The organism is Pseudomonas sp. GW823-FHT04A03 (assembly GCF_058796615.1).
Map to the genome: position 1 here is coordinate 113,182 of NZ_JBXAIV010000013.1, position 17,280 is coordinate 130,461.

The 17,280-nt window shown below is 60.6% G+C and carries 12 protein-coding genes and 1 tRNA gene; 1 reads left to right on the plus strand and 12 read right to left on the minus strand.

Annotation, left to right across the window (positions count from 1 at the left end; genetic code table 11):
* Positions 1–11: 11 nt before the first annotated feature.
* From pqqB to rpsU, 11 genes are all read right to left on the minus strand, one after another.
* Positions 12–923 carry a pyrroloquinoline quinone biosynthesis protein PqqB gene (pqqB, locus tag AC1Q9F_RS25135; RefSeq protein ID WP_249483343.1) on the minus strand — a complete coding sequence of 304 codons (912 nt, stop codon included), beginning with the start codon at positions 921–923 and terminating at the stop codon, positions 12–14.
* An 84-nt stretch (positions 924–1,007) separates the two neighbouring features.
* Entirely contained in the window at positions 1,008–1,082 is a 75-nt protein-coding gene (pqqA, locus tag AC1Q9F_RS25140) for a pyrroloquinoline quinone precursor peptide PqqA (protein ID WP_003444522.1), read from the minus strand.
* A 159-nt stretch (positions 1,083–1,241) separates the two neighbouring features.
* The gene (gene pqqF, locus AC1Q9F_RS25145) at positions 1,242–3,668 is read right to left on the minus strand and encodes a pyrroloquinoline quinone biosynthesis protein PqqF (RefSeq protein ID WP_492621171.1); all 2,427 of its coding nucleotides are present in this window, start codon (positions 3,666–3,668) and stop codon (positions 1,242–1,244) included.
* A 38-nt stretch (positions 3,669–3,706) separates the two neighbouring features.
* Positions 3,707–4,501: a carbon-nitrogen hydrolase family protein gene (locus tag AC1Q9F_RS25150; RefSeq protein WP_179693490.1), complete on the minus strand. Its 795-nt coding sequence runs from the start codon at positions 4,499–4,501 to the stop codon at positions 3,707–3,709.
* A gap of 12 nt (positions 4,502–4,513) precedes the next feature.
* Complete coding sequence (locus tag AC1Q9F_RS25155; protein WP_492621172.1) at positions 4,514–6,196, minus strand: flavin monoamine oxidase family protein; 1,683 nt, start codon at positions 6,194–6,196, stop codon at positions 4,514–4,516.
* A 146-nt stretch (positions 6,197–6,342) separates the two neighbouring features.
* Positions 6,343–6,804: an Lrp/AsnC family transcriptional regulator gene (locus AC1Q9F_RS25160; protein WP_007959884.1), complete on the minus strand. Its 462-nt coding sequence runs from the start codon at positions 6,802–6,804 to the stop codon at positions 6,343–6,345.
* Between the two features lie 56 nt (positions 6,805–6,860).
* Positions 6,861–6,937 (minus strand) — tRNA-Ile (locus AC1Q9F_RS25165).
* A 15-nt stretch (positions 6,938–6,952) separates the two neighbouring features.
* Complete coding sequence (locus AC1Q9F_RS25170) at positions 6,953–10,699, minus strand: bifunctional diguanylate cyclase/phosphodiesterase (RefSeq protein WP_127800234.1); 3,747 nt, start codon at positions 10,697–10,699, stop codon at positions 6,953–6,955.
* Between the two features lie 126 nt (positions 10,700–10,825).
* Positions 10,826–12,673 carry an RNA polymerase sigma factor RpoD gene (gene rpoD / locus AC1Q9F_RS25175; protein WP_207984132.1) on the minus strand — a complete coding sequence of 616 codons (1,848 nt, stop codon included), beginning with the start codon at positions 12,671–12,673 and terminating at the stop codon, positions 10,826–10,828.
* Positions 12,674–12,740: 67 nt separating this feature from the next.
* Positions 12,741–14,708, minus strand: a complete 1,968-nt coding sequence (dnaG, locus tag AC1Q9F_RS25180) for a DNA primase (protein WP_207984131.1) — start codon at positions 14,706–14,708, stop codon at positions 12,741–12,743.
* 480 nt (positions 14,709–15,188) lie between these two features.
* Positions 15,189–15,404 carry a 30S ribosomal protein S21 gene (gene rpsU / locus AC1Q9F_RS25185; RefSeq protein ID WP_002551877.1) on the minus strand — a complete coding sequence of 72 codons (216 nt, stop codon included), beginning with the start codon at positions 15,402–15,404 and terminating at the stop codon, positions 15,189–15,191.
* 199 nt (positions 15,405–15,603) lie between these two features.
* Between rpsU and tsaD the strand changes: the two genes are divergently transcribed.
* Positions 15,604–16,629 carry a tRNA (adenosine(37)-N6)-threonylcarbamoyltransferase complex transferase subunit TsaD gene (gene tsaD / locus AC1Q9F_RS25190; protein ID WP_039768071.1) on the plus strand — a complete coding sequence of 342 codons (1,026 nt, stop codon included), beginning with the start codon at positions 15,604–15,606 and terminating at the stop codon, positions 16,627–16,629.
* A 23-nt stretch (positions 16,630–16,652) separates the two neighbouring features.
* On the opposite strand, the gene plsY is transcribed toward tsaD, so the two are convergent.
* A complete protein-coding gene (plsY, locus tag AC1Q9F_RS25195) occupies positions 16,653–17,222 on the minus strand; it encodes a glycerol-3-phosphate 1-O-acyltransferase PlsY (RefSeq protein WP_492621173.1) in 570 nt (189 codons plus the stop codon).
* Positions 17,223–17,280: the final 58 nt, after the last annotated feature.

The following is a 17,280-nucleotide window of genomic DNA, read 5'->3' on the forward strand; positions in this document are numbered from 1 at the left end:
CGGGCCATTCGTTACAGGACGATGCTCATGCCGTCATACGCCACTTCAACATTGCGCCGAACCAGTTCCGCGCGCTCCGGCGAGTCTTCGTCGAGAATCGGGTTGGTGTTGTTAATGTGGATAAGCACTTTGCGCTGCTCGGGAAGCTGTTCCAGCACTTCGAGCATGCCGCCGGGGCCGTTCTGCGCCAGGTGGCCCATTTCGCGGCCGGTGCGGGTGCCGACGCCACGACGCTGCATTTCATCGTCGTCCCACATCGTCCCGTCCACCAGCACGCAGTCGCTGCCGGCCATGATTTCCAGCAGCGGCGCGTCGACCTTGCCCAAACCCGGCGCGTAGAACAGTTTGCCGCCGGTGCTGAGGTCTTCGACGATCAGGCCGATGTTGTCGCCCGGGTGCGGGTCGAAGCGGTGCGGCGAGTAAGGCGGTGCAGCGCTGCGCAACGGCAGCGGAGTGAAGCGCAGGTTCGGGCAGGCGGCGACGGTGAAGCTCTGGTCGAGTTCGATGCGGTTCCAGTCCAGCCCGCCGTTCCAGTGTTTGAGCATGGTGAACAGCGGGAAACCGGTGCTCAGGTCTTCGTGGACCATGTCCGTGCACCAGACCTGATGCGGGCAGCCTTCGCGCAGGCTGAGCAGACCGGTGGTGTGGTCGATCTGGCTGTCCATCAGGATGATCGCGCTGATGCCGGTGTCACGCAGGGCACGGCCCGGCTGCATCGGGGCGAAGCCCTGAAGCTGCGCGCGGATGTCCGGCGAGGCGTTGCACAGCACCCAGTTCACGCCGTCATCGGAAATCGCGATGGACGATTGGGTACGGGCCTTGGCATTCAGGCTGCCATCGCGAAAACCGGCGCAATTGACGCAGTTGCAGTTCCACTGCGGAAAACCGCCACCGGCGGCCGAACCCAGAATCTGGACGAACATGAACGCTCCATCATTTCAACGCTGAAAATAAAACGCCCCGGCGAGCCGAGGCGTTGCACTGCAGTGTTCTGCTTGAGGCAGGACTCAGCGGCTGGCGAAGTACATGGTGACTTCGAAGCCGATGCGCAGGTCGGTGTAAGCAGGTTTGGTCCAAGCCATCGGGTGACTCCTTTTTCAGGTGGGTGAGATAGCGCTATCCATAGGTATAGTCCACGGCAGCGCAGGGATGTTCCAAATAGTTAGGTGGCTATGTTACTCAAAATTTCAGGGGCTTTGCCCGTGAATCTTTGAGAAAGCTCCTTGCAGCCCCGGTAATGATCATTTTGCCGCTTGCCATGGTGCACCCGGCGAAGGGCTGTTGGACAGGCCGTGCCAGCCGCCCTCGGCGCGGATCAGACGTTGTGCGGCGGCCAGCAATGCCGGGCGATCCAGTTGAGCGATGGCGCAGCGCAGTTGTGCCAGATAATCCGACGAGTGGCCGGCGAGGCGGGCCTGCCACAGTAGCTCGGCAGCGTCTTTGCCGGACAGGACGCTGTCATCGAACTGATCGGCAAGCGTCTGGCGTTGCCGGGCGAGGCTGGCGTCATCGAGTTGTTCGACAAGGGCTGGCAGGTCATCGAGAAACTGCTGAATGTGGCTGAGCAATTGCGCAGCGGTGGCCGTGGGCGATTGCACACCGAACAGCAATCCGGTTTGGCCGTGGAGCTGACGCATGCCGCTGAATACCGCATAGCCGAGTTGCAGTTCGACTCGCAGGCGTTGGTAGAACGGCGTCTGGCACAGGTGGGCGAGCAGGCGCCACGCGGCTTCGTCGGCGATTTCGTGGCTGGCGGTCGGGCAGAACAGCAGCAAGGCGTGTTCGCCGGAATTGCTGCCGATCTGACTCCACCGGAATCCGGCGTTGATGACAGACGATGGGGGAATTTGATTGTCCGGGACGCCGGGGATACGGCTCAGGGCCAGGCCCATGGCTGACTGGGTTTGTGGGCTTAACCCCAAAGCCAGACCGTCCCAGCGGGAAGTTGTCCACAGGTGCGCGGCGTCATCGGATTCGCCTACCGCTGGCAGACACTTTTCCGGCAGTACTTTGAGCAGTTGGCGGATCGGTATCAGCGCAGGTTGCGGCTCGCCTTTCGCGGAGTCGGCGCCCACTTGAGTCAGGGATTTCAGCGCGTGCTCCAGCACAATGGGCAGCGTGTCCTGCAGGCCGGTGAGTTTCAGCAGCCACTGATGACCCGTGGCGCTGAAGGACAATTCGACCCCGGCCTGACGCGCGTCGTCAGAAACCTCCCGCAGACTGCGTTGCAGTTTCGCTTGCAGCTCGGCCGTGGCTGCCGCTTCCGTCTGCCAGCGCACATACACCGCACCTTCGTCACCGTTATCCGGCAGCGCCTGGCTGAATTGCATCGGCGAACGTTCGCGGCGAGTGCGCGAGCGATCCTGAGCAAACGTGCGCAGACCTCGGTGAGCGCTGGTCTGGCCGCGGATGAGGCCGGCGTTGGCCAGCGGTTCGGTAGCGCGCAGGAAAGGATTGGCGGCGGGCAGATGCCAGTGGCTGCTGAAGTTATCCACAGTGCCGATTTTGCCGAGGATTGCTTTGAGCGCCGCAACGACCTCTTCGGAAATTTCATTCTCGAGTTGTTCGCTGTTGAGTCGGGCTAACTGCAATGCACCACTGACCTGCTGCTGTCGTTCAAGCAGCGTTGCGTACTCCTGACGCAACGCCGGCCAGTCCTGCTGCGCTGCGAAGAAACTCAACCAATCCAGGCAATGCTCGCGAATGAGGTCGAGCGAGTCGGAAACTGAGGTGAGCTGAAGATGCAGCAAGGCTTGCCTGCCGAACTGGTACTGCACGCTAGCTTGCAAGACGTCAGCGAGCCCCTGCTGCCGCAAATGCGCGAGCAACCCACCGGGTTTGGCGCTGTTCAGCCAGTGACAAAGAAACGCCAGCGCCTCGGCCGACGACTCCGGCAAGTCCTCCAGTGCGAACAGCAGATTGCCGTGCCGCTCGCCAGCCTGTTGATAACTTTCCTCTGCGTTGCCCATCAAGCGAACGGGGGCAATCTGTGCAGTTTTATCCCCAGGCGTCAGCGCGGCGGCAAACTGTTCGGCCAGCGTGCGCAGTTCTTCAACACTCTGCGGCCCGACCAGACTCAGAGTCATCTGCCCGGTGCGGTAAAACTGCTGATGAAAGTCTTTCAACGCCTGCTGAAAATCCGCTTGTTCTACCGGCAGGCTCTCGCGGTTCCCGGCATGAAATCCGCGCAACGGATGCGCTGCCGACAATCCCTCGAACAGCGCCTCTTTCTGCTGAGCCGCAGCATCCTGCGACCACGCGACAAACTCCGCCTGCAACACTTCCCGTTCCCGCAACTGATCGTCCGGATTCATACGCGGATGAGCGAGCATGTCCGACAGACGCTCCAGTCCACCGCTGAAGGACGCTGGCGGCAACTCAAAGAAGAAATCGGTGGTGCGCTCGCGGGTGCTGGCATTCACCTGGCCGCCGTGACCTTGCACGTAGGCCATCAGCCCTTGCTGTGCAGGAAAACGCTCAGTGCCGAGAAACAGCAAATGCTCAAGGAAATGCGCCAGTCCCGGCCACGCCAACGGCACGTCATGGCTACCGGCAGCCACCCGCAACGCAGCGGCACTGCGCTTCAGACCGGGCACGTGACGCAGGGTCACGTGCAAGCCGTTGGCCAGGGTTTCGGTGTGGGGGCGGGGATGAGTCGGCGCAGGCATGGGCACTTCCAGAACAGTGAAGTGCCAATGCTAGCGGATTAGCGCTTGTTGAGCGCGTCGTAAAGTTCGGGGCGGCGGTCGTTGAAGTAGCGGTTGGCGCTGCGCGAGTCGGCCATCAACTGGCGATCCAGCTCGCCGACGATCAGGGCTTCGTCCAGTCCGGCCTGGGCGATGCGGCTGCCATCCGGCGCGGCAATGCTGCTTTGCCCGCAGTAATGAATGTCGCCTTCGTGGCCGCAGTAGTTGGCGTAAGCCACGTAGCACTGGTTTTCGAACGCGCGGGAGCGCACGGAAACATCGGCAATGAAATCGAAAGGAATCATGTTGGCGGTCGGCACCAGAATCAGCTCGGCGCCTTCAAGGGCCAGGCGCCGGGCGTTTTCCGGGAACTCCAGGTCGTAGCAGATCAGGAAACCGAGCTTCCAGCCGTTGAGCTCGACGATGGGAAATTCACCATCGCCGGGGCTGAACATCGAACGGTCCAGATCACCGAACAGATGCGTCTTGCGGTAATTGCACAGGCGTTCACCGTTCGAATCGATCAACTGCACGGCGTTGTAGATCTGTCCTTCGGCGGTGCGCTCCGGGTAACCGTAGAGAATCGCCAGACCGGCAGCCTTGGCGATTCGTCCTACTTGCTGCGCCCACTCACCGTTGTAGACCTCGGCCAATGTCGCGACCGCCTCCTTGCCGATGTTGTAGCCGGTCAGGAACATCTCCGGCACCACCAGCAGGTCGGCGCCTTTGGCCTCCATCGCCAGTTGTTGCAGGCGCTGGAGGTTGGCGGCGGGCTCCAGGGGCAGCGGTGGACATTGGTAAAGGGCTACACGCATCGAAGATTCCTCTTACTCGGGCAGGGCGATCGGGCCGATGTCGTTGAACACATCACCCGGGCCAGGGTTCTCGTTATGTGTGGACCCGCCGAAGTGCTTCATGATTCCCCACACCGCGTTGAGCGAGGTCTGTACCGCGCCCTCGACCCACGCTGGCGTCCACGACACGTCGTCGCCGGCGATGAAAATCCCGCGCTGCTCCGGCGGCATGTCGTCCTGCATGAAGTGCGCGTACATGCGCTGGTTGTAGCGATAATGGCCGGGCAGGGCGCCCTTGAACGCGCCGAGGAAATGCGGGTCGGCTTCCCACGACACGGTGATCGGATCGCCGATAATCCGCGCGGCGATGTCGACTTTCGGGTAGATCTTCTTCAACGCATCCAGCGCCAGTTTCACGCGTTTTTCCACCGGGTGCGGAAGCATCTTCAAGGCGTCGCTCATCCACGAGTACGACAGGCAGATCACGCCCGGCTTGTCGTCGCCGTTGTCGAACAGATAAGTGCCACGGGTCAGGCGATCGGTGAGGGTCATGCTCATCAGGTCGCGGCCGGTTTCAGGGTCCTTGTCCTTCCAGAACGGGCGGTCAACCATCACGAAGGTCTTCGACGATTGCATGTAGCGAGTGCGGTCCAGCGCCATCCACATCTTCTGCGAGAACAGGCTTTCGTCGCACTCGATCTGGGTGGTCAGCAACCAGCTCTGGCAGGTGGTCAGTACGGCCGCGTATTCGCGGGTGTCGCCGTTGTTGTCGGTGACCGCGAAACGTCCGTCAGGCGCGTGGGCGATTTTCTTCACCCCGGAACGTGGCGCGCCGTGGTGCAGCGACTTCAGGCTGGTGCCTTGCGGCCAGTGCACGCAGCGTTCCGGCGCATGACGCCAGATGCCTTGTGGCACTTGTTCCACACCGCCGACCACCAGATGCTGGTGATCGTCGCAGTTGGTCATCACCACGCGGAAGATTTCCAGCATCGAGTTGGGGAAGTCAGAGTCCCAGCCACCGGTACCGAAACCGACCTGGCCGAACACTTCGCGGTGATGGAACGACAGTTTGGCGAAGGCTTTCGACGTGGCAACGAAGTCGTAGAAGGTGCGGTCGTCCCACAGCGGTACGAGGGTGTTCCACAGTTCTTTGAGGCGTGGCACGTCACGGTCGCGAATCGCTTGCTGGATGTCGGAGAACTGCGAGCCGGCCTCCAAGGCGTCGGCCCAGGCGTCCGCTACTTCCTGGAACAGTGCAGGAAGATCCTTCAGGCTCTGTGCGTAATGTGTTTTGCCTTCCAGGTCGATCACGGTGCTGCCGGAGGCCGGCGTCAGCGGGTTGGGGAAGGGCTTGGTCTCGAGGCCGAGTTTGTCGACGTAGTGATAGAACGCAGTGGAGGACACCGGGAAACGCATGCCGCCGAGCTCGGCGACGATGCCGTCAGTGCCGTTAAAGGCTTGGGAGCGCAGACGGCCGCCAAGCTTCGAGGCCTCATAAACGACAGGTTTCAGGCCGAGCTTCATCAGCTCATAAGCCGCCACCAGACCGGCGATGCCAGCACCGACGATTGCCACCTCTGCACCGTGGCTGTGCTCGGGAATACTGCCCAGACCAGCCGGGTGTTCGATCCAGTCGTCGAAGGCGAAAGGAAAGTCCGGGCCGAAAATGGTAATCGGTTTCTTACCGTCTGCAGGATGGCGATTGTTCTTGTTCATGGCTGACCTTGCTGGCGACCCGACGCGGAATGCGCGTCTGAGTATAGGAAAAGATGCCAGCCATTCTAGGGAGCGTAGAACACGATAATAAGACGCAGAGTGTCGTCGTTTTGAGCGTTAATGCTGCAATCTGACGATATTTTTGGTCAGACTGGATGTCCGCGATCAATCTTGCTGCTGAGGATGATGGACGTCGTGGTCTTTTCCACACCGTCTACGCTGCCGATCTGATCCAGCAACTGGTCAAGCTGCTCCGGTGAGTCCGTCCGCAGCCACGCCACATAATCAAACTCGCCACTCACCGCGCACAATTGCTGTACCTGAGCCATTGCGCTCAAACGGCGCAACACCTCCTTGCCGGAACGTGGCTGCACCTTGATCCCGACATAAGCCTGCAAACCGCCATCCACTACACGCTGACCCAGTCGTACGCCGTAGCCGGTAATGACCTTGGCCTTTTCCAGCCGCGCCAGTCGCGAAGTCACGGTCGTGCGGGCGATCCCCAATTGCCGGGCCAGCATCGCCACGCTTTCGCGGGCGTTGATTTGCAGGGCAGCGATCAGTTGGCGGTCGATTTCATCGAGCACGGGTGGGCGGATGTCGGGCAAGGGACTTCTCCACGCAGGTACGAAAAAGCCGCACATAAGCGCGGCTTTTTCATGTTTGGTGGGCCCACACGGACTTGAACCGTGGACCAAAGGATTATGAGTCCTCTGCTCTAACCAACTGAGCTATAGGCCCTCAGTAGGCCGCGGATTATAGCGACGGTTTCTCGGCTGTGCTATCCGAAAAATCTGATACGGCTATACGAAGAAACGTCGCGGCAAATTCCTCTGGCGGTAGCGGCAGGCTGACGATGTAGCCCTGGATCTGTTCACAGCCTTCGGCGGCGAGGAATTGTTGCTGGGCCTGGGTTTCCACGCCTTCGGCGATCACGGTGAATTGCATGCTGCGGCCCAGGGCGATGATGGCGCGGACAATCGCCGCGTCGTGCGGGTCGTCGGGCAGGCCACGGACGAAAGACTGGTCGATCTTGAGGATGTCCAGTGGCAGGCGCTTGAGATAACTCAGCGAGGAATAGCCGGTGCCGAAGTCGTCGATGGCCAGTTGCACGCCCAGGTGTTTGAGCTGGTGCAGCACCGCCAGTGCTTCTTCAGCCTGGCTCATGATGAAGTTTTCGGTAATTTCCAGTTGCAGTAATTCCGGCCGCAGGCGGTTGTCCTTGAGCAGTTGCTCGATGCGTCCCAGCAGGTTCGGTTGGCGCAGTTGTGCGCCGGCGAGGTTCACCGACAGAGGGCCGAGGGATTCGTAGATCTGGCCCCACTCGAACATTTGCCGGCAGGCGGTTTCCAGCACCCAGTCGCCGATTTGCAGAATCATGCCGTTCTCTTCCGCCAGCGGGATGAAGTGCTCTGGCGGTACGTCGCCGAAGTTCGGATGACGCCAGCGAATCAGGGCTTCGGCGCCGACCAGGCTGTGATCGTCGAGACTGATTTTCGGTTGGTAATAGAGGTACAGCTCCTCACGCTCGATGGCCCGGCGAAGTTCGTGCTCCAGCGCCACACGCTCGCTGGCCTGAGCGGTGAGGTCGCGGGTGTAGCTTTCGACCCGGTTGCGGCCCTTGGCCTTGGAGCGATACATCGCTGCGTCCGCGTTCTTGATCAGGGTCGCGACATCGCAGCCGTCGCGCGGGTAAAGGCTGGTGCCGATGCTGGCGCTGATAAAGAACTCATGCTCACCGGCCTGGAACGGCGCGCCAAAACAGTTCAGCAGTTTGGTGGCGATGTTATCGGCATCGCCGGGCTGCTGCAGGCCGGGCAGCAGAATGATGAATTCGTCGCCACCCAGCCGCGCTACGGTGTCGATGTCGCGCAGTTGCTCCTTGAGGCGCACGGCGATGCCTTTGAGCAGCAGATCGCCGACCGGGTGACCGAGGCTGTCGTTGATGTGCTTAAAACGGTCGAGGTCGAGGAACAGCACTGCGCCCTGACCGCCGTTCTCCTGCTGGCTGTTGAGTGCCATCAACAGGCGACTTTCGAACAGCGTGCGGTTTGGCAGGCCGGTGAGCGGGTCGTGATGCGCCTGATAGTCGAGTTTGGCCTGGGCGTGCTTGAGGCTGGAGATATCGGCAAACACCGCAACGAAGTGGGTGATGAACTTGTCGCGGTTGCGCACGGCGCTGATGGTCAGCCAGCTCGGGTACAACTCACCATTTTTGCGCCGGTTGGAGATTTCGCCCTGCCAGTGACCTTCGTCGGTCAATTGATGCCACATCGCCGCGTAGAACGCGCTGTCGTGCAGGCCGGACGCCAGCAAGCGCGGGGTGTGGCCCAGCGCTTCGCTTTCGCTGTAACCGGTGATTTCTGTGAAGGCCCGGTTCACGGCGCTGATGTGTTGCTGGGTGTCGGTGATCAGCACGCCTTCGGCAGTGCTCTCGAACACGGTCGCAGCCTGTTGCAGTTTTTCCTGCATCAGGTGGCGCTCGGTGATGTCTCGGGCGATGGTCAGCATGCAGTCTTCGTCGCCGATCGGCAGCGGACGGCTGGACACCTCGCAGAGGCGGATCTGCCCGTCGCTGCGGCGGATATGGCAGCTGAAGTCGCGAACGAACCCGTCGCGGTGCAGCAGATCAAGCATTTGCTTGCGTTCGTTGAGGTTGACCCAGATTCCCAGGTCCAGCGCCGAGCGATCCACCGACATGGCGCTGTTGAAACCGGTGATGCGACTGAAACCTTCGTTGACCTCCAGCAGCAGACCATCGCTCTGACGCGACAGCAGCAGACCGTCCGGCGAGGCGTGGAAGGCCTTGGCGAACTTTTCTTCGGAGGTTTGCAGTTGCTGCTGGGTTTCCTTGAGCTGGGTAATGTCGCGCACCACCACGACCAGCGCCGGAGTGGTGTCGAGCTCAAAGGGTTCGGCGGAAATCAGCCCGGTAAACACCTGGCCATTGTTGCGGCGAAAGGGCATCTCCAGGTTGCGAATGCTACCGGCCTGCAGGCGCTGAAGCAGGCCAGGGCCAACCCCGGGAATGCCCCAGATATTGAGTTCGGTGGCGGTCTGGCCAATCACTTCTTCAGCCTTGAGCCCGATCTGTTCCTCAAAAGCTTCGTTAACTTCTAGTAGGCAGCCGTCCGAGAGCCGGGCGATGACCAAGATGTCCGGGCATTGCTGGAACACTGATGCGAACTTCTGTTCCGACAGGCGCAACGCCTCTTCGGTGCGCTTGGTCTCGCTGATGTCGATCATCAGGCCGCGCATCACCGGTTCGTGGCCGTGTTCGATCAGGCTGACGATGTCACGCACCCACAAGCAACGACCGTCAGCGGTGATCACTCGGTAATCGAGGCTGTGATCGCGTCCTGCCAGCACTTCGTGATCGCAAAAACTCTGGGCACGGGTGAGATCCGCCGGGTGAATAATGTTGCGCCAGAAGCCCGGGATCAGCCAATGGGACAGCGGATAGCCGAGCAGATCTTCGGCGTGGGGCGAAACATAGCTGTAGGTGAAATCGCTGATCCGCGCTTCCCAGGCGATGGCCGAGAGACTCTCCACCAGCCCGCGATAGTGGTATTCGCTGCTGCGCAGTTCCTGTTCGAGGTCGATGCGTCGGGCGATTTCCGAGCTCAGGCGCCGGTTGATGCGGATCACCACCGCCAGCACGATGACCAGAAGCGATAGACCTGGTAATCCGTAAATCAGCAGATCCGACCAGAATGTCCGGTGATCGAGGACGTTGCCGACCCAATGCTCCTGAATGCTGCTGATTTCTTCCGGGGACATGTCTGCCAGCACCTTGTCGAGAATCCCCACCAGCATTTTGTTGTCCCGAGGGACGCCCATTGCCAGTTGGTAGCGATAAGGGGTTTCGCCGCTGACGTACAAACCATCCAGCTTGAGCTGGCGCAGGCTCCAGACACTGGAGGCCAGATCGCCGACCACCGCGTCGACTTCATCGGTAGCCAGGGCCTGCAATGCGGAGCTGACGTTGGGCATCGCCACCAGGTTCAGGTCGGGGTGATGGGTGCGCAACAGTTCATGGGGCGCGTAGTTCTCGACCACGGCGATCTTCAGGCCGTAAAGATCCTCGAGTTTGCGCGGTTGCGGGCCGCCGACGTGGGCGAGGATAACGATCGGAAAGTCGAGATAAGGGCGGGTGAATGACAGGTAACTCTGGCGTTCCGGGGTGGACATGATCCCCGGCAGCAAATCGATCGTGCCGTTTTTCGCCTGTTCGAGCACGACCGTCCAGCTCACCGGCTCGATGGGGGTGAGTTTGATCGCCAGGCGTTGGCGAATCACATCGATATAGTCCGCTGCCAGGCCCTGATAGCGGTTCTGGTCGTCGCGGAACTCGAAGGGCGGCCACGACGCATCCACACCCAGGCGCAAGTCCGGGTGAGCCGCCAGCCAGCTACGTTCTTCATCGGTCAGAGTCAGCGCGTCAGCCGTTGCGGTCCAGATCATCAGTGACAGCAAAAAAAGCACGGACGCCAGTCTGGGCATAACGGTCTCGTTATGGCTCGGGGGAATGTTTCGAGTGTAGACGGGCTGTGCGCGGGGGGAGGGTGGTGCGAGGTATTTAATCTGCCGTAAAAACAAAACCCCCGGCCTGGGCCGGGGGTTCTGGTGTCACTCGTCGAGGAAGGAGCGCAGATGCTCGCTTCGCGTCGGGTGGCGCAGCTTGCGCAGCGCCTTGGCTTCGATCTGACGTATCCGCTCACGGGTCACGTCAAACTGTTTGCCGACTTCTTCGAGCGTATGGTCGGTGTTCATGTCGATACCGAAACGCATGCGCAGTACCTTGGCTTCACGGGCAGTAAGGCCGGACAGCACTTCGCGGGTCGCTTCTTTCAGGCTCTCAACAGTGGCGACATCGATTGGCGACTGCATGGTCGAGTCTTCGATGAAGTCACCCAGATGGGAGTCTTCGTCATCACCGATCGGGGTTTCCATGGAGATCGGCTCTTTGGCGATCTTCAATACCTTGCGGATCTTGTCCTCAGGCATTTCCATGCGTTCACCCAGCTCTTCCGGGGTCGGTTCGCGACCCATTTCCTGCAACATCTGGCGGGAAATACGGTTGAGCTTGTTGATCGTCTCGATCATGTGCACCGGAATACGGATGGTGCGGGCCTGGTCGGCGATCGAGCGAGTGATCGCCTGACGGATCCACCAGGTGGCATAAGTCGAGAACTTGTAACCACGACGGTATTCGAACTTGTCCACCGCTTTCATCAGACCGATGTTGCCTTCCTGGATCAGATCGAGGAATTGCAGACCACGGTTGGTGTACTTCTTGGCGATGGAGATCACCAGACGCAAGTTCGCTTCAACCATCTCTTTCTTCGCGCGGCGGGCTTTCGCCTCACCGATCGACATGCGACGGTTGATGTCCTTGATCTCGGCGATGGTCAGGCCGGTCTCGGTTTCCAGCGCGGTCAGCTTCTGCTGGCAACGGATGATGTCCGGTTGCACGCGACCAATGGCTTCGGCGTACTTGCTCTTGCCTTTGGCCAGGGCGTCGGACCAGCTTTCGTCGACTTCGTTGCCAGGGAACTGACGCAGGAAGTCGGCGCGTGGCATACGTGCATCACGTACGCACAGTTGCATGATCGCGCGCTCTTGCTGACGCAGACGATCCAGGGCGCTGCGAACACGCTCGACCAGGGCTTCGAATTGCTTCGGCACCAGTTTGATCGGCATGAACAGCTCGGCCAGGGCCAACAGTTCGGCAATTGCCGCCTTGTTGTTACGACCGTGCTTTTTCAGGGCCTTGCGGGTGATTTCCATCTGGTCGGCGACAGCACCGAAGCGCTGTGCGGCAATGACCGGATCCGGACCGCTTTCGGCTTCTTCTTCGTCATCGGAAGCTTCGGCGTCGTCGTCTTCGGAGTCGTCGTCCGCTTTCGCTGCTTTCGCGTCGATCGGTGGCGGTACTTCGGCGGCAGGCGGCGTAATGCCGTCGTCCGGGTCGATGTAACCACTCAGAACGTCGGACAGGCGACCACCTTCGGTGGTGACGCGAGTGTACTCGGAGAGAATATGGTCAACCGTGCCAGGGAAGTGCGCGATGGCGCTCATCACTTCACGGATGCCTTCTTCGATACGCTTGGCGATTTCGATTTCGCCTTCACGAGTCAGAAGCTCGACCGTACCCATCTCACGCATGTACATGCGCACCGGGTCAGTGGTGCGACCGATATCGGTCTCCACCGCCGCCAACGCAGCGGCTGCTTCTTCCGCAGCGGCCTCGTCGGTATCGGCGTCGGCCAGCATAAGGGCGTCCGCATCCGGAGCACTCTCGTGTACGGGGATCCCCATGTCGTTAATCATGCGGATGATGTCTTCCACCTGCTCCGGATCTGAAATATCCTCGGGCAGGTGGTCGTTGACCTCGGCGTAAGTCAGATACTTCTGCTCACGACCCAGTTTGATCAACTCAATAATACGAGACTGCTGTTGCGCTTTTCCGGACATAACACCCTATCCACTGAAGGTCTTGGCGGGCAAAAAACAAGCCGAGGATTATACCTGAGCTATGACCTCACGCGCCAGTTGAGGTCGGGTTTGATGCGGAAACATTGCGACTTAAAAGGTCGCGCAGTTGATTTTTCTCATCGATGCTCAGTTCGCTTTGACGCGCTTTCCTGAGCAGTTGTTCCAGATTTCGCTCGCGTTGGCGGGCTGACAAGCTAGTAATGGTGTCGAAAAACTGTTGTTCAAGGTTGTCTCCGTCAATCAGCCATTCCTTTTCCGCCAGCGCCTTGAGCAGGCGACCCTGTTCGGTTCCGTGCCATCGCGCGATCAACTGAAATGAGTTTAGCTTGGGATTCTTCTGTACGGCTTCGAGCAGTGCCACCAGCAGCTGTGCGTTGGTCTGATTCTCGTCCGCGAAGTGCCCGGCGTCCTCGACCTTTTCCGCCAGTTGCGGGTGATGCAGCAAGGTTCTCAGGGCGGCCAGGGTCGGTGGTTCGACGGCGGCCGGCACGCGTGGGGCACGGGGCTGGTCGCGATCGCCGCCACGCTTGCCATTCTTGTCCCACGGTTTCTTGTCCCATTTTTTGCCGCCGGCGCCGGATTTCTTCGGCGTCCATTCCTGCTGCGGCACATACATGTCCTGTGCCTGCGGCTGATGGTAGTCGCTGTAGTCCGGCATGGCGTCGTAATCGATGCCCGGGTCGTAGGCCGGCGGTGCTTCCTGAGGAGCGCTCTGGGCCAGTTGGCTGACGCTTTCGCTGCTCAGGCCGGTGATCTCGCTTAGGCGCTGGCGCATCAGGATGCGCAGGTTGGCGCCGGGGACCTTGTCGATCAGCGGTGCTGCGAGCGTGGCCATGTGGGCCTTGCCCTCCAGTGAGCGCGGGTCGGCCTCTTCGGTCAGTTGCTGGAAGAAGTAGTCCGCCAGCGGCTGTGCGTGCTGATTGATCCGCGCGCGGAAGGCGTCAGTGCCCTCGGCGCGAATCAACGTATCCGGGTCTTCGCCTTCGGGCAGAAACAGGAAGCGTGCACGCCGCCCGTCCTGCAGGCTGGACAGTGTTGCTTCCAGTGCACGCCAGGCGGCATTGCGGCCGGCCTGGTCGCCGTCGAAGCAAAACAGCACGTTCGGCACGACGCGAAACAGGCGTTTGAGGTGTTCTTCGCTAGTGGCGGTGCCCAGTGTCGCAACGGCATTGCGCAGGCCTTGCTGGGCGAGGGCGATGACGTCCATATAGCCCTCGACGACGATGATTTCGTCGAGGTTGCGATTGTTCTTGCGTGCTTCATAGAGGCCGTAGAGTTCCTGGCCTTTATGGAAAACCGGAGTCTCCGGCGAGTTCAGGTACTTTGGCTTGTCGTCGCCGAGCACTCGGCCGCCGAAAGCGATGATCCGTCCACGGGTGTCGCGGATCGGGAACATCACGCGATCGCGGAAGCGGTCATAGCGTTTGCCGGTTTCGGCGTTCTCGATCAGCAGGCCGGCGTCGATCATGGCTTTCTGCTGCAAGGTGTCGCTGCTCAAGTGTTTGAACAGGTTGTCCCAGCCCGGCGGTGCAAATCCGAGACCGAAGTCCCGGGCGATCTCGCCGGTCAGGCCGCGACCCTTGAGGTAATCCACTGCTGCCTTGCGTGCCGGATGGCTCTTGAGCGCCTGCCGGTAAAAGTCGGCAGCGGCGGTGAGCAGCGGGTACAGCGGTGAATCGGTCGGCTGGCGCGGTTTGTTCGAGCGGCCGCCTTCTTCACGCGGCACTTCCATGCCGGCGGCTTTGGCCAGATCTTCGACGGCCTGGGGAAAGTCCAGGTTGTCGTGATCCATGAGAAAGCCGAGGGCGTTACCGCCGGCGCCGCAGCCGAAGCAGTAGTAGAACTGCTTGTCTGGGCTGACGCTGAACGACGGGGTTTTCTCTTTATGGAACGGGCAGCAGGCGGTGTAGTTCTTGCCGGCCTTCTTCAATTGCACGCGCGAACTGACCACGTCGACGATGTCGGTGCGGTTCAGAAGGTCGTCAATGAAGCTCTGGGGAATCAGCCCGGCCATGGCGTTCTCGTCTGCGCTGTAATGGATCCGATGCGAAAGGCAGCCGGACGCGGGTCATTGAGTGATGCGCGCACGTGGGGCGGCTCGACCGGTGTCGTTTGCGTAATCGCTGTCGGGAAGTGTATCTGCCGAAAATCCACTGACGTTAGTACTCATCAGTCTTCGACTATTCGAAAATGTTGCGCTGAATCCGCTGACGGCCTGTAATCGGCCTCGGATAGCTCATGAAGCGGGCACGCAAGCAGGTGCCTTGGGCTGATCGTCGTGAGAGGAATCAGTGGGTGTGCTCGTCAGTAGCCTTGAAAGGCTCGTCAGAAAAGACGTGCACCGCTGGCAAAAGAGCCAGGCCTGACGCGGTGAAGCGGGTTTGTCTCGGTCGCATCTGCGGCTTCGACGGTGAAGCATCAAGCGTTTTACGCAAATGCCATTAGCCCGGCTGAGGGCCGGGCTTGGCAGAAGCTTGCTACGATCGTCTGTGTATTAGTACAGACGAACGGCGCGGCGCTGTTCGCGCTGAACTTTCTTGGCGTGACGCTTAACAGCAGCAGCTGCCTTGCGCTTACGCTCAGAAGTTGGCTTCTCGTAAAATTCGCGGCTACGAACTTCAGCCAGTACACCGGCTTTTTCGCAGGAGCGCTTGAAACGACGCAGAGCTACGTCGAAGGGTTCGTTCTCTTTAACTTTGACGGCTGGCATCCAGAGCTACCTTCATTCATTACCGGGGTCAACATCCTCGCGGCAAAAGAGCACTTGAAGACGTCGGTTTTTAAGGGTTGCGGATGTTAACCCCTCATCGCTCGGAATGCAAAGCCTCTGATCGAAAACCGCTGGTCGGGGCATCACGTGGCGACTATTATGCGCGCCTTCGAATTCAGCCTAAACAAGGCGCAAACCCATGCTAGTACTGGGATTAGAAACTTCCTGCGACGAAACCGGCGTCGCTTTGTACGACAGTGAACGCGGCCTGCTGGCCGACGCGCTGTTCAGTCAGATCGACCTGCATCGCGTCTATGGCGGCGTCGTGCCGGAGCTCGCCTCGCGCGATCACGTCAAGCGCATGCTGCCCCTGATTCGTCAGGTGCTGGCCGAGGCCGACTGCGTGCCGACCGAGATCGACGCCATCGCCTATACCGCGGGTCCCGGCCTGGTCGGGGCGCTGCTGGTGGGGGCTTCGTGCGCACAGGCGCTGGCGTTTGCCTGGGGCATTCCGGCGCTCGGCGTGCATCACATGGAAGGCCATTTGCTGGCGCCGATGCTGGAGCCAAAACCGCCGGAATTCCCGTTCGTCGCTTTGTTGGTCTCCGGTGGTCATACGCAGCTGGTTCAGGTCGATGGCATCGGCCAATACAGCCTGCTCGGCGAGACGCTGGACGATGCCGCGGGTGAAGCTTTCGACAAGACTGCAAAAATGATGGGCCTGAATTATCCGGGCGGACCGGAAATCGCCAAGTTGGCAGAGAAGGGCGTCGCAGGACGTTTCACCTTTCCGCGTCCGATGTGTGATCGCCCGGGTCTGGATTTCAGCTTCAGCGGCCTGAAGACCTTCGCCCTCAACACCTGGCAGCAATGCGTCAGCGCCGGGGACGACAGCGAGCAAGCCCGTTGCGACATCGCGCTGGCGTTCCAGCAGGCCGTGGTGGAGACTTTGACCATCAAGTGCAAGCGTGCCCTGAAGCAGGCCGGCATGAAGCGTCTGGTGATCGCCGGCGGCGTCAGTGCCAACAAGGCGCTGCGTGTTTCGCTGGAGAAGATGCTCGGCGACATGAAGGGCGATGTGTTCTATGCCCGTCCCGAGTTTTGCACCGATAACGGCGCGATGATTGCGTTTGCCGGCTGCCAGCGTTTGCAGGCCGGTCAGCAGGAAAGCCTGGCGATCAGCGTGCAGGCGCGCTGGCCGATGGAGCAGTTGTCGGCGCTGTGATGAGCGGCGCTCACGTGCGGTATTTAAAAATGCCGTTCGCGCCCGGTGAACAGGTCGCGTAGATTGCCCCGGTGGCGCCAGACGATCAGCAGTGTCAGCGTGCTCATCGGCAACAGCGCCGCCGGTTCCTGCCAGGCCAGCAACGGCAGGGTCAGCGGAGTGGCGATCAGCGCCGCCAGCGAGCTGGTGCGGGTCAGGTAGAAGGTCAGCAGCCAGGCGCACACGGCCAGCAGCGCGGCGGGTGGATACAGCCCCAGCAGCATGCCGGCCGCCGTGGCAACGCCCTTGCCACCGCGAAAGCGGAAATACAACGGGAACAGGTGACCGATCACGGCGCAGACGCCGATCCACGCCTGATCCTGCAGCGAAAGGCCCATTGCCGAAGCGATCAGCACCGGCAGCAGGCCTTTGCACAGATCACCCAGCAGGGTCAGGATCGCGAGTTTGCGTCCGGCCAGGCGCAGCATGTTGGTGGCGCCGGCATTACCCGAGCCACTCATTCGCGGATCCGGATTTCCGGTCAGGCGGCTGAGCAAAATGGCGAAGGACAGAGAGCCGAGCAGGTAGGCGAGGATCGCCAGTAACCAAAACATGCTAACTATTCCGGGCGAGGACGCCCTGATTCTAACGGCGCATTGCGCCCTTGTCGTG